This window comes from Methylobacterium organophilum (assembly GCF_022533465.1).
Taxonomy (GTDB): domain Bacteria; phylum Pseudomonadota; class Alphaproteobacteria; order Rhizobiales; family Beijerinckiaceae; genus Methylobacterium; species Methylobacterium organophilum.
The window spans coordinates 1083827-1096219 of sequence record NZ_CP092848.1; the positions used below are offsets into that span (position 1 = coordinate 1083827).

The following is a 12393-nucleotide window of genomic DNA, read 5'->3' on the forward strand; positions in this document are numbered from 1 at the left end:
TCGACGCCAAGAGATCCCGATGTCTTCGATCTACACGAGCCCGCACAAGCAGCGGTTCGAGATGTGCGGCTGCCACAAGGCCGCGATCGTTCTCGATCAGCTTCTCTACTGGTGGAAGAAGGGCACACGGGTCGTGCACGGGCAGGAGTGGCGCGCCAAGCCGCGGGGCCAGCTCGGGGAGGAGATCGGGTTCACGGACAAGGAGCTGCGCGGCGCCCTGGAGAAGCTCAAGGCCAAAGGCCTCGTCGAGACCTCGCAGCACCGCTTCGGACGCGACCGCGACGCCGTGATGCGCTACCGGCTCCTACCCCGCGCGGAGGCCCTTCTCGGGAGCTACCGAGCCCCGAAAAACACCGAGGAAGCCGCCCCTTCCAGGATGGCCCCAAAAGGCCAACCCCTAGATCATAGGTCCCTTATGGATACCTCTACCTTCTCCGAAGGAGATAAATCTCCTTCTACGAAGATAGAGGCAAAACCCGAGGTCGGAGACCTTCATTTTTCGGGTAAGGAACCTTCCTCGAAAATCGAAGAAATTCGTATTACGAAAAAAGGAAATTCTCTCGTGCAGGCCTCGAAGAAGATCTCCCCCAAAGCCCCCTCGAAATTTTCGATGGCCGAGAAGAAGGGCATGACCGCCGCAGAGATGCTGGCGATCAAGAGCACGACCGGGCTGTTCCCGGGGACCAAGGCCATAAATTGGCAGGACCCCGCCCGACGATAGCCCCTGGAATGGCCTCAGAAGGCCACAGACGGCCAACGAAGGCCCGTTAGCTACCCAACAGCCAACTGACCAACACAAGCCATCCTGAGCCATCCTAGACGATGGGAGAGGTGCGGCTGCGGCGAGGAAGGCGGCTGCGGCGAGGAAGAACGCGCATTCTGCCGCCATGACCGCTCGCGATCCCCGCGCAGAGGGTCGGCTGTTCTCGACTGCGCCGCGTGTCATCGAGTGGCTGGACGCACTCGACAAAATCGCGACCTTCCTGAAGCCAGTCGGCCACTTCTCGGTTGAGAAGCGCAGCGCCTATATGCGGGTCACCGGGCACATAAAGTCACGCTAGAGGTGTCCTCTCACGTAGCTCGACGCGGCACTCCAACCTCGTTCGCCGCATATTCATTGCAATTAATTGCACAAAACAAGTCGTGATGAACGGCCACTGCGTGTCTTTCCCAAATTTTTCGTAAAACGACGCATACCCACTCCACTAGATTGAATCTGTATCGTATAATCTGAATGAGATCAGGACGCTTAGGCATTCCTCGGCGTTCAGTCTCGGGATGATGGTTTTGCGGCGGGAGAATGTGCAATGGAACAACCGAAGGGCATTGGAGAAAACCCGTTTCTCGGGCTGCGCATCGCGCACCTGCGTAGGCTGAGAGGCCTGTCGCAGAAGCAGCTCGGCGAAGCGGTCGGTGTCACCTTCCAGCAGATCCAGAAGTACGAGAAGGGAACCAACCGGATCGCGGCCGAGCGACTTGTGGCCATCGCGAAGAAGCTCGGCGTATCGGTCAACCAGCTCGTGGCCAAGGACGCCCCAGGCACTCCTAACGCGAGTGCACTCAGCGTCGGCTTGGTGGATACCCCTGGTTCGGCCGAACTTCTCCTGGCCTACCACAAGATCCTGAGCCCCGAGATGCGCCAAGCCGCGTTGGCCGCGGTCCTCGCCATCGCGCAGACCGCCAAGAAGATCGAGCTGACCTCCAAAGCGGCCGGCACGGTCAAACTCGCTCTTCCAAAGGCAGCTTGACCCTTCGCCTGCTTACCATCCCGGGCCAATCTGCGGTTTGCAATTAATTGCGGGTCAGCCCGGGTCCCTCCTCCGAGCGAGGCGGCCCCGAGGATGCCCATTGGTCGTATCCCTCACCTGATTTTCGTGCGTCCCCGTCCCTCCAGAGACACGATCCAGAGACACGAAAAATAGCGGAAAAATCCGCGCAATTCGGGGGCAAACCCCTCCAACCCTGCTCAATCGAACTTTGGCGGAAAACAGCCTAAAACCAATAACTTGGTCGATACCAATACCCTGCATAGCCTATAGAGAAACCTACAGCATCTCCTAGTGAATGCCCTAGTGGTAATCCTACCCCCTCTCACAGAGGCATGTCCCCTCCCCCAAGCCTGCCAAGGGGTCACCGAGGGGGCCGTGAGGGGGCGCCAGAAATTTTGCGGTGGCTCGAAGGGGCTCAGCCGCCAACCGAACAAGCACCCGCAACCGAGTGTGAAAGGGCCAAGGAGGCCCGGGACGATGGACAAGCAGCTCGACCGGGCAAGAGGAGCGATGGTGGGATTGGCCGTGGGCGATGCTCTCGGAGCACCGATCGAGTTCTCCCAGCGCGACAGCCTCCCGCCCGTGACCGGCTACCGCGCCGGCGGCCCGCACCGCCTCAAGGCCGGCCAGTTCACCGACGACGGCACTCAAGCGCTCTGCCTTGCCGATAGCCTCGTCGAGAGCGAAGGCGTATTCGACCCGGCCGACTTTCTCACCCGGGTCGCCGCCTCCTACCGGACGGGCCACAACTACGTGACGGGGCGATGCTTCGACATCGGCAACCAGACGGTCGCCGCGATCGAGGCGTTCGAGACCGCCGGCTCGTGCCGCAACAACGTCGACGAGGACGCCCAGGGCAACGGCGCCCTGATGCGGCTCGTGCCCGCCGTCCTCGTGGCCCGCACGGAGTTGGATGCGGTCGTTGTGGCCACGGCGCAGTCGCAGACCACGCACGCCTCCCCCGTGTGCATCGCGGCCGCGCAGGAAATGGCCTCGATCCTGTGGGAGGCGATCGAGGGAAGGCGGATCACCTTCGACGGCCTGAAGGGTTTCCCGCGCGAACAGGTCATCTCCTCCGGCCACGCGCCGGCCTCCCTGCACGCCGCCAAGTGGGCGATTGCCAACACCGAGACCTTCGAGGACGCGGTGCTGCTCGCAGTCAACCTCGGCGACGACAGCGACACGGTCGGGGCCATCACCGGCCAGCTCGCCGGGGCGATCTATGGCTACACCACCATCCCGCAGCCGTGGTGCACCGGTCTCGCGTGGCACACCCGGTTCGCGTCGCTCGCATCGTCCCTGTTCCTCCTACGAGGATAAGGATCGTGGTCCGGCTGCGCGCAATTAATTGCGCAGCCTATGCGGCAGCCACATCCGTCAAGTCGATCGACCGGATCGCTCACGCTCTGCCTGCCCTGTTCGAGCAGCGCGCGCCGGGGTCGAGGATGCCGGCAGGTGGGTGCCGGCCAACATCCGCAATTAGTTGCGCGAGCCTTGCCCCGCAGCTTGACGGTGTACTGGCGACCTCCAACGTCTTGAGGGGTACAGATGAAACTCTACCTCCTCGGCCTTAGGATGGCATCGAGGATACCCTTCACCCAGAGCAACTCAGCATCCGATAGAGGCGCCAACCTCGAAGCGATCTCTGTCAACGTCTCAGGGTGCCTTGAACCTATTCCTCCAGGCGGCAGGAACAGCTCACTTGGGTCGACTTCCAGCGCTGCGGCCAACCTCTCGATCGCGCCAAACCGGGCGCCAGTGCCGCCGCTCTCGATCTTCGAGATCATATCGACGCTCAGATCGGAAGCACTCGCCAAAGCCTCCTGCGTCAGCCCCTTACGTCTGCGATGAGCGGCCACACGCAGCCCGAACCGTTTGCGAAGCTCGTCCATCCCGCTCTCCGGGATGGAGGCGTAGGACGGGACGGCAGAGCACAGCAGTGAAGCTAATTGCTATCACCTTCTAATCCGCAATCTGTTTGCGGAAAATTCGGCACCGTTGTACGGTTGGGGCCATTCATCCGTAACGCGCATCCGTGTTGCTTCGCAGCCGGAGCATCTGAAATGGCAGCTGACCTGCACCATGGAAGCCCTCATGGATCTGATGGGTTTTGCGGTTCTCGCTTCGGCCCTGGCCTTCTTTCTAGGCCTGCTACTCCTACCGTTCCGACGGCACCGTCGAATGAGCCTTCCACTGGTCATCGGTGGGCTGGTGATAGGTATTCCGATGCTTTTCCTGTTCGGTCACTCGATCGAGAAGGCCGCCATCGCCGCCGGCTTTAACACCGCCGCGGATAGACGCTTGGCGCAGGAGGCTGGCATTACTGACGCGAAGGCCTTCTATGCCGACGCCCAGGGTGTCCGAGAGCGCGTCGAGCAGAAGCGGCTCGCCGAAAAGGCCGCAAAGGAGAAAGCCGCTCAGGCTGAGCGGGACGCTGCTGATGCGGCGGAGCGGGCACAACGCAGGAAGGATGCCCGAGAAGCCTCCGAGGCGATCACTGAACTGGCAATACCGGCTCCTCTTGATCACCAGCCGCCATTCAATTCCGAGTTCGGCACCAGCATGGGCTATCGTGGCGTCCTTCTTACGGCTTCAGGCTACCCCTTCGTGAGGACTCGGACCGAGGTGCCTTTCTGCACGCACCCCTACGCGGCCAAAGATGCCGGCGACGCCATGCGTGCCAAGGACCGGAATTGGGCCGAGAGCATCACGGCTTGTCGTATCCATCAAGCAGGCACGGCCGTGGAGTGGATCAAGGAGAGCTTCGACGGTCACATGCCGGTGGCCGTGCTGCGCATTCGAGCATCTGACGGTGGTCGGCGAACGGTCTATGCCCCCGACAGCACCAACGCTGGCATCCCGTTCTGGATGGGTTTTTACTCTGTCGATGAGATGCGAGCCCGCCAGTCCGCGGAGGCTCGGTGAAGATGATCTCGGCCCGCAATTAATTGCGGGACGCCTTCACCGGCAGATCGAATCGCACCTTCTGCGAACAGATGAAGCGTTGCTGTTCGGCAACGTTGCTCACATTTGGTGATGCCTGTAGCCCAATCAGGATGAGGATGGACGGCCACTCGCTGCGGGAACATGCCCGGAACTGGTTCGGGGATTTTTCGGGAGCATCCGTCCCGAAACAGTGCCAATTAAACCGTTTGTTCCCGCTCAGTTCCGACTGACGTGAGAGCGGCGCTCCCCCGAAGCGGAACCATCTTTCAATGGGTACAACGGGTTAGGATGGTGCCGGTTGCGGGACTTGAACTCGCGACCTACCGCTTACAAGGCGGTTGCTCTACCAACTGAGCTAAACCGGCGAAACCGCGAATCCGCTAACAGCCGGCGCAGCCCCGCGCAAGCCGTCGCTCCGGGCGAAGGGTCCGGAGCCGCCGGGCGGCTCCGTGTATCATGGTCAAGCTTAGATCAGTTGCGCGCAAGTCATTCCGGCAAGATGTGCTTGCGCCGCGGGAAACATCCGGAAACATTCCCCGTCTTCACGGCTTCATCATGACCGGGCCGATGAAGAAAGTCTGAATAGCGGTTTCAGACGGGGTTAAATCGCACCCCGATAGCAGCCTCCCCTCGAAGAACAGCCGACGCACGGGCCCGACGGGCCGGCCGGCAGGCCGAGCCGTCCCATCGCTGCCGGAAACGACCGCGGCCCGGTGGTGAGGAGAGATGACGAGGGATCGCGACGGACGCACGGACGCACCGTGCCCACCCCCGGCCGGGCGGCCCCGGCGACCGGACGGCCGCGGCCTCGAAGCGGCCGCGCGCCAACGCATCGGCCGCGCGTTGCGCGCGCTCTATGGCGGCCTCCTCGACGAGCCCCTGCCCGAGCGCTTCACCGCGCTGATCGCGGCCTTGCCCGCCGCCCCGACGAGCAAGGAGGGCTCATGATGACCCAGCCGCTCACCCCCGCCGCCGGCCTCGTCGATGCGGAGATGCGCGAGCTCCTGCTCGCCGCGATTCCCGCGCTGCGCGCCTTCGCCTTCTCCCTGACCTACGACCTCGACCGCAGCGACGACCTCGTGCAGGACACGCTGGTGCGGGCCTGGACCAAGGCGGACAGCTTCCGCCGGGGCACGAACCTCACCGCCTGGCTGTTCACGATCCTGCGCAACCTGTTCTATTCCGAGCAGCGCAAGCGCAAGCGCGAGATCGAGGATGCCGACGGCGCCCATGCCGCGCGGCTGTCGAGCCTGCCGGAGCAGGAGATCCGGGTGGAGATGGGCGAGTTCCGCGTGGCCCTCGATCGCCTGCCCTACAGCCAGCGCGAGGCGCTGATCCTGGTGGGCGCCCAGAACTTCACCTACGAGGAGGCCGCCGCGATCTGCGGCGTGGCCGTGGGCACGGTGAAGAGCCGGGTCAGCCGGGCGCGGGGGCGCCTGATCGAGGCGCTCGGCATGCAGGGCACGGACGATATCGGCGCCGACGGCCTGACCCGGGCCGCCCTCGGCGGCGCGCCCTGAGCCGGGCTCAGCCGAAGAGGGCCGTGAGGAGGTAGGTGCCCGCCGCGATCAGCGCCGCGGCCGGCAAGGTCAGCACCCAGGCGACGACGATGTTGCTGGCCACGCCCCAGCGCACGGCGGAGGTGCGCCGGGCGGCGCCGACCCCGACGATGGCGCCGGTGATGGTGTGGGTGGTGGAGACCGGGATGCCGAGCCCCGTGGCCATGAACAGGGTCAGGGCGCCCCCGGTCTCGGCGCAGAAGCCCTGCATCGGGTTCAGCCGGGTGATCTTCGAGCCCATGGTGTGGACGATGCGCCAGCCGCCCAGCAGGGTGCCGAGGGCCATGGCCGCCTGGCAGGCGAGCACGACCCAGAGCGGCACGTGGAAGCCCTCGCCGAGATGGCCCTGCGAGTAGAGCAGCACCGCGATGATGCCCATGGTCTTCTGGGCGTCGTTGCCGCCATGGCCGAGGGAATAGAGCGAGGCCGAGGCGAATTGCAGGACGCGGAAGGTCGAATCGACCGCGAACGGCGTCTGCCGGACGAAGATCCAGGAGACCGCGAGAACCAGGAGCAGAGCCAGGACGAAGCCGACGAGGGGGGAGAGCACGATCGCGGCGGCCGTCTTGGTCAGGCCGCCCCAGACCACCGCCCCGAGGCCGCCCTTGGCGATACCCGCGCCGACGAGGCCGCCGATCAGGGCGTGGGAGGAGCTCGAGGGGATGCCGAGCACCCAGGTGATCACGTTCCAGGCGATCGCCCCCATCAGCGCGCTGAAGATCAGCCGCGGATCGACGATCGCGGCATCGACGATGCCGGTGCCGAGCGTCTGGGCCACGTGCAGCCCGAAGAACAGGAACGCGATGAAGTTGAAGAAGGCCGCCCAGAGCACGGCGTATTGCGGCCGCAGCACCCGCGTCGAGACGATGGTGGCGATGGAATTGGCCGCATCGTGCAGCCCGTTCAGGAAGTCGAACAGGAGGGCGATGCCGATCAGCCCGATCAGCCAGGGCAGGGCGAGCTGGACGCTTTGCACGGGCCGCCCTCACACGTTCTCGATGACGATGCCGCTGATCTCGTTGGCGACGTCCTCGAAGCGGTCCACCGTCTTCTCCAGGTGGTCGTAGATCTCGCGGCCGATCATGTAGGCCATCGGGTCGGCGCGCCCCTTGCCCCGGTAGAGGGCGCGCAGGCCCGCCTCGTGCAATTCGTCCGAGCGGCCCTCGACCCGGGTGATCGCCTCCGTGATCTCCTGGAGACGGCCGGCATTGCTGCCGATCGCGCTGAGCAGCGGCACGGCCTGGGCCGTCAGCTTGGCCGCCTCCACCACCGTGCCGCCCATCTCCCGCATCAGCGGCTCGAAGGCGTGCTGCTCGTAGAGGGTGATGGTCTTCACGGTCTTGTGCATCTGGTCGATGGCATCGTCCATCGACTGGATCAGGTCCTTGATGTCGCCGCGGTCGAAGGGGGTGATGAAGCTGCGGCGCACGGCGAGCAGCACCTCCGCCGTGATGGTGTCCGCCTCCTCCTCCCGGGCCACGATGGTGCGGCAATGTTCGGCCACCGCCTCGCCGCCGGCGAGCAGGGCTTCCAGCGCCTCGGCGCCCGAGACCAGGGTGCGCGAATGACGCTCGAACAGCACGAAGAAGCGGTCCTCCCGCGGCATCAGCGCACGAAACCAGCCGAGCATCGGACCTCGCGGAAGAAAAGCCGCCGCCGCAGGAAGCGGAGCCGGCGCAACATCGCACACTTAGTCGGCATATCGCCGCGTCAAGAGCATGCGTTTCCGGAATGCGCGCGACGCGGTCAGAGCTCCGGCCCGTAACCGGCCAGGAAGACCCGGACCGCCTCCCCCACCCGCTGCTCCATCTCCGCCCGGGTCGGCGGCCCGCCGGCCGCGAAGAGCAGGCGCGTCAGCAGGCCGGCCTGGCAGAGATGCAGGAAATGCTTGGCGGCGAGTTCGGTGTCGGCCTTGCGCAGGCGCCCCGCGGCGACCTGACGGTCGAGATAGTCGGCGAGCCGGCCGATGCCGCAGGCGGGTCCCGCCTCGTAGAAGGCCTGCCCGAAGCGGGGAAATTTTTCCGTCGCCCCGATCACCATGCGCACGAGGGAGATGTGCTGGGGCTTGGCCAGCTCGGAGAGATAGGTCTCGGCGAGCTGGGTCAGGGCCCCGCGCACGTCGGGATCCTCCGGGTCGAGCTTGAACAGGGCCTCGGCGAGGCCGCGCTTCTGCTCGAGGGTCAGGGCCTCGAACAGATCCTCCTTGCTCGCGAAATAGACGTAGAGGGTGCCCTTGGAGACGCCGGCGGCCCGGGCGATCTCGCCCATGCTGGCCCCGTCGAAACCGAAGGCCATGAAGACCTGGCGGGCGCCTTCCAGGATCTGGCGGCGCTTGTCGCTCTCGGCGGCGGCGCGGGCCGCGCCGTCTCCCTGGATCGCCGCTTGCACGGACATGACGCGAAGTTCCATTGACCGAACCGTTCAGTCAGATTAGATAGGCCGTCAGCCACCTGCGGGTCAAGCCGCATCGCTCATTGACCGAACGGTTCGGTCAGAGAGGGTTCCGGAGCCAGACATGTCCCTTCGCGAGGACGAGACGCGGCGCGACGAGCCGGTCATCGAGAGCCGCGGCGAGGCCGAGCCGCGCAGGGCGCCCCTGCCCGCGCCGGCCCCCGACGCCGCCCCGGAGACCGCACTCGCCCCGCCGCTGCCGGCGCCCGCGAAGCGCTCCCGCCGGAAGCTGGTCCTGACGGCCCTGCTCGCGGCGGCGCTCGCCGGCGGCGGCTACGAGGGTTGGCAGTGGTGGACGGTCGGGCGCTTCTTCGTCGCGACGGACGACGCCTATGTCCAGGCCGACATCTCGGTCCTGGCCGCCAAGATCTCCGGCTACCTCCAGGCGGTGCCCGTCGTGAACGGGCAATCCGTGAAGCAGGGCGACGTGATCGCCCGGCTCGACGACGGCGATTACCGCCTGGCCCTGCAGGCGGCACAGGACAAGCTCGCCACGCAGGAGAGCACGATCGCGCGCATCGGCCGCCAGGCCGAGGCGGCGCAGGCCCAGGTCGGCCAGAGCGCGGCCCAGGTCGAGGCGGCCAGGGCCGATGCCGTGCGCGCCGCCGCCGACTATGTCCGCGCCACGCAGATCCAGGCCGACTACGTCGCCAAGTCGCGCATCGACCAGGCCAAGGCCGACCGCGACCGCACGGAGGCGGCGGTGAAGGGGGCGGAGGCCGCCCTTGTCGCGGCGAAGGCCAATGTCGACGTGCTGCAGGCCCAGAAGCGGGAGGCGGAGAACCTCGCCGCGGAGCTGCGCACCGCGGCCGACCGGGCCCGGCGCGACCTCGACTTCACCGTGATCCGCGCGCCCTTCGACGGGGTCGTCGGCAACAAGGCGGTGGAGGCCGGGGCCTATGTCGCCCCGGGCTCGCGCATCGCCGCCCTGGTGCCGCTCCAGAGCGTGCGGGTGGACGCGAACTTCAAGGAGACGCAGGTCGAGCGGGTGCGCCCGGGCCAGCCCGTGCACATCCATGTCGACGCCTATCCCGACCGGGACATCGTCGGCACCGTGGAATTCCTGTCGCCGGCCTCGGGCTCGGTCTTCTCCCTGCTGCCGCCGGACAACGCGACCGGCAACTTCACCAAGATCGTGCAGCGCCTGCCCGTGCGGGTGCATGTGCCCGACGACGTCGCCCGCGAGGGCTTGCTGCGCCCGGGCCTCTCGGTGGTGGTGCGCGTCGATACCCGCGAGGGCGCGCAGGCCCCGCTGCTGCGCACCGCCCACGCGGGCCCGCGGGACTGACCGCCATGGCCGCCACGGCCGCCCTCGCCCCGAGCGCCGGAGCACCTCCCGCCGCGCGCCCGGCCGAGCCGCCCCTCGACCGCCGCCGCATGGTGGCGTTCCTGTGCATGGTGTTCGGGATGTTCATGGCGATCCTGGACATCCAGATCGTCTCGGCCTCGCTCAACGAGATCCAGGCCGGCCTCTCGGCCTCCGGCGACGAGATCCCCTGGGTGCAGACGAGCTACCTCATCGCCGAGGTCATCTCGATCCCGCTCTCGGGCACGCTCTCCCGGGTGCTCTCGACCCGCTGGATGTTCGCGATCTCGGCGGGCGGGTTCACCCTGATGAGCCTGATGTGCGCCACCTCCTCGACCATCGACCAGATGATCGTGTGGCGGGCGCTCCAGGGCTTCATCGGCGGCGGCATGATCCCGACCGTGTTCGCCTCCGCCTTCACGATCTTCCCGCCCTCCAAGCGCCCCATCGTCTCCCCGATGATCGGCCTCGTGGCGACGCTCGCCCCCACCATCGGCCCCACGGTCGGCGGCTACCTCACCGACCTGTTCTCCTGGCACTGGCTGTTCCTCATCAACGTGGTGCCCGGCCTCTTCGTCACGGTCGCGACCATCCTGCTCGTCGATTTCGACAAGCCGAACCTGAAGCTCCTCGACCATTTCGACTGGGCGGGCCTCGCCTTCATGGCGGGCTTCCTCGGCTGCCTCGAATACGTGCTGGAGGAAGGGCCGAACCACGACTGGCTGCAGGACGAGGCGGTGTTCGCCTGCGCCCTCGTCTGCGCGGTCTCGGGCCTGCTGTTCTTCGCCCGCGCCTTCACCGCGCGCCAGCCGATCGTGGATCTGCGCGCCTTCTCCGACCGCAACTTCGCCGCCGGCTGCGTCGCGAGCTTCGTGCTCGGCATCGGCCTCTACGGGCTCACCTATCTCTACCCGGTCTATCTCGCCCGGGTGCGCGGCTACTCGGCCCTGCAGATCGGCGAGACGATGTTCGTCTCGGGGCTCTGCATGTTCGCGACCGCCCCGATCGCCGGCCGCTTCCTGAGCAAGGCCGATCCGCGCCTGCTGATGGCGATGGGTTTTTCGGGCTTCGCCTTCGGCACCTGGATCGTCACCGGGCTCACCAAGGACTGGGATTTCTGGGAGCTGCTCTGGCCGCAGGTCCTGCGCGGCTGCTCGCTGATGCTGTGCATGATCCCGATCAACAACATCGCGCTGGGCACCCTGCCCCCGGAGCGGATGAAGAACGCCTCGGGCCTCTACAACCTCACCCGCAATCTCGGCGGCGCGGTCGGCCTCGCGCTGATCAACACGCTCCTGAACGACCGCTGGGACCTGCATCTCGCCCGGCTGCACGAGCGCTTCAGCTGGTCCAACACCGCGGCGCTCGAGCGGCTCGAGACCATGCGCAAGCAGTTCGAGGTGCTCGGCGGCGACGCCGGCGGCATGGCGCTCAAGGCCATGACGAACACCGTGCGCGTCCAGGGCCTCGTGATGAGCTTCGAGGACGTGTTCCTCGTCCTCACCGGCCTGTTCCTGGCCATGGCCTGCGCCACGCCGCTGATCCGCCGGCCGCGGGCGGGCGCCGGGGGCGGCGGCCACTGAGGCCTCAGAGACGGAAGCGGTCGACCTCGGCCAGGAGATCCACGAAGAGCCGCGCGCCGTGGTCGAGGAGCCGTTCGCCGGCTTCCGCGCTGCCCAGGGTCGCGTCCCCGATGGCGCCCGAAGGATGCAGATCCTCCGCCTTCCAGGCGAAGGCCGCCGGCCGCCCGGCCCGCAGCAGGGCGAAGTCCTGCTCCATCGCCCGGGTGCGCGGCACGAAATCCGCGATCGCCTCCTGACGCACCAGATCGGGCCGGAGCGCCAGCATCAGCGCCGTCTCGATGCCGCCGGCATGGATGCCGTGGCGCACCTCCTGTGGCGGGAACAGCCCCTCCGGCACGCCGAGCCGGCTCCAGGAGGTGGTGACCGCGACCATGCCGCGCGCCCGCAGGCTTCCGGCCACGAGGTCGATCAGCGCGCTGTTGCCCCCGTGCGAGGAGACGATCACCAGCTTGCGGCAGCCGGCCCTGAGCACCCCCTCCCCCAATCCCGTCCAGGCCGCGAGGGCGGTCTCGGCGGTCAGGGTGAGAGTGCCGGGGAAGGAATCGTGCTCGTCCGACTTGCCGACCGCCTGGACCGGCAGGATCAGCACGTCCTGCTCGGCCGACACGAGGGCGGTCACGCGGGCGAGATAGCCCTCGGCGATAAGGGTGTCCGTGCCGAGGGGCAGATGCGGCCCGTGCTGCTCGACGGCGGCGACGGGCAGCACCGCGATCGCCCGGCTCATGTCGCGGGTGGACACATCCCGCGTCGTCAGGTCGGCCCAGGCCCGTGCCGGCATC

Annotated in this window: 13 protein-coding genes and 1 tRNA gene; 8 read left to right on the forward strand and 6 right to left on the reverse strand. The window is 66.8% G+C overall.

The window, feature by feature from the left end; genetic code table 11:
* Positions 1–19 precede the first annotated feature (19 nt).
* The 3 genes from MMB17_RS04945 (at position 20) to MMB17_RS04955 (ending at position 3089) form a co-directional block, all read left to right on the forward strand.
* The gene (locus tag MMB17_RS04945; protein ID WP_241101284.1) at positions 20–721 is read left to right on the forward strand and encodes a hypothetical protein; all 702 of its coding nucleotides are present in this window, start codon (positions 20–22) and stop codon (positions 719–721) included.
* A 586-nt stretch (positions 722–1307) separates the two neighbouring features.
* Positions 1308–1748: a helix-turn-helix domain-containing protein gene (locus MMB17_RS04950; RefSeq protein WP_241101285.1), complete on the forward strand. Its 441-nt coding sequence runs from the start codon at positions 1308–1310 to the stop codon at positions 1746–1748.
* 498 nt (positions 1749–2246) lie between these two features.
* On the forward strand, positions 2247–3089 hold the full coding sequence (locus MMB17_RS04955; RefSeq protein ID WP_241101286.1) for an ADP-ribosylglycohydrolase family protein: 843 nt from the start codon (positions 2247–2249) through the stop codon (positions 3087–3089).
* A gap of 236 nt (positions 3090–3325) precedes the next feature.
* Here the strand turns inward: MMB17_RS04955 and MMB17_RS04960 are convergent, their stop codons facing one another.
* A complete protein-coding gene (locus MMB17_RS04960; protein ID WP_241101287.1) occupies positions 3326–3661 on the reverse strand; it encodes a helix-turn-helix domain-containing protein in 336 nt (111 codons plus the stop codon).
* A 106-nt stretch (positions 3662–3767) separates the two neighbouring features.
* Here MMB17_RS04960 and MMB17_RS04965 point away from each other — a divergent pair, with 106 nt between their 5' ends.
* Positions 3768–4694: a hypothetical protein gene (locus tag MMB17_RS04965; RefSeq protein ID WP_241101288.1), complete on the forward strand. Its 927-nt coding sequence runs from the start codon at positions 3768–3770 to the stop codon at positions 4692–4694.
* A gap of 310 nt (positions 4695–5004) precedes the next feature.
* Here MMB17_RS04965 and MMB17_RS04970 read toward each other — a convergent pair.
* Positions 5005–5080: transfer RNA gene (locus tag MMB17_RS04970), tRNA-Thr, on the reverse strand.
* Positions 5081–5441: 361 nt separating this feature from the next.
* Between MMB17_RS04970 and MMB17_RS04975 the strand changes: the two genes are divergently transcribed.
* Both MMB17_RS04975 and MMB17_RS04980 read left to right on the forward strand, forming a co-directional pair.
* Positions 5442–5663, forward strand: coding sequence for a NepR family anti-sigma factor (locus MMB17_RS04975; protein WP_241101289.1), 222 nt, complete (start codon positions 5442–5444; stop codon positions 5661–5663).
* Complete coding sequence (locus MMB17_RS04980) at positions 5660–6235, forward strand: sigma-70 family RNA polymerase sigma factor (protein ID WP_241101290.1); 576 nt, start codon at positions 5660–5662, stop codon at positions 6233–6235. Before MMB17_RS04975 ends, MMB17_RS04980 begins: the two co-directional genes overlap by 4 nt.
* Before the next feature lie 7 nt (positions 6236–6242).
* Here the strand turns inward: MMB17_RS04980 and MMB17_RS04985 are convergent, their stop codons facing one another.
* The 3 genes from MMB17_RS04985 to MMB17_RS04995 all read right to left on the reverse strand — a co-directional run bounded on the left by MMB17_RS04985 (position 6243) and on the right by MMB17_RS04995 (position 8668).
* The gene (locus tag MMB17_RS04985; protein ID WP_241101291.1) at positions 6243–7250 is read right to left on the reverse strand and encodes an inorganic phosphate transporter; all 1008 of its coding nucleotides are present in this window, start codon (positions 7248–7250) and stop codon (positions 6243–6245) included.
* 9 nt (positions 7251–7259) lie between these two features.
* Positions 7260–7904: a DUF47 domain-containing protein gene (locus MMB17_RS04990; RefSeq protein WP_241101292.1), complete on the reverse strand. Its 645-nt coding sequence runs from the start codon at positions 7902–7904 to the stop codon at positions 7260–7262.
* Between the two features lie 116 nt (positions 7905–8020).
* Positions 8021–8668: a TetR/AcrR family transcriptional regulator gene (locus MMB17_RS04995; protein ID WP_241101293.1), complete on the reverse strand. Its 648-nt coding sequence runs from the start codon at positions 8666–8668 to the stop codon at positions 8021–8023.
* Between the two features lie 121 nt (positions 8669–8789).
* Between MMB17_RS04995 and MMB17_RS05000 the strand changes: the two genes are divergently transcribed.
* Both MMB17_RS05000 and MMB17_RS05005 read left to right on the forward strand, forming a co-directional pair.
* Positions 8790–10013: an HlyD family secretion protein gene (locus MMB17_RS05000; RefSeq protein WP_241101294.1), complete on the forward strand. Its 1224-nt coding sequence runs from the start codon at positions 8790–8792 to the stop codon at positions 10011–10013.
* 5 nt (positions 10014–10018) lie between these two features.
* Complete coding sequence (locus MMB17_RS05005) at positions 10019–11614, forward strand: DHA2 family efflux MFS transporter permease subunit (protein ID WP_238313780.1); 1596 nt, start codon at positions 10019–10021, stop codon at positions 11612–11614.
* 4 nt (positions 11615–11618) lie between these two features.
* Here the strand turns inward: MMB17_RS05005 and MMB17_RS05010 are convergent, their stop codons facing one another.
* Entirely contained in the window at positions 11619–12392 is a 774-nt protein-coding gene (locus tag MMB17_RS05010; RefSeq protein WP_241101295.1) for a creatininase family protein, read from the reverse strand.
* Position 12393: the final 1 nt, after the last annotated feature.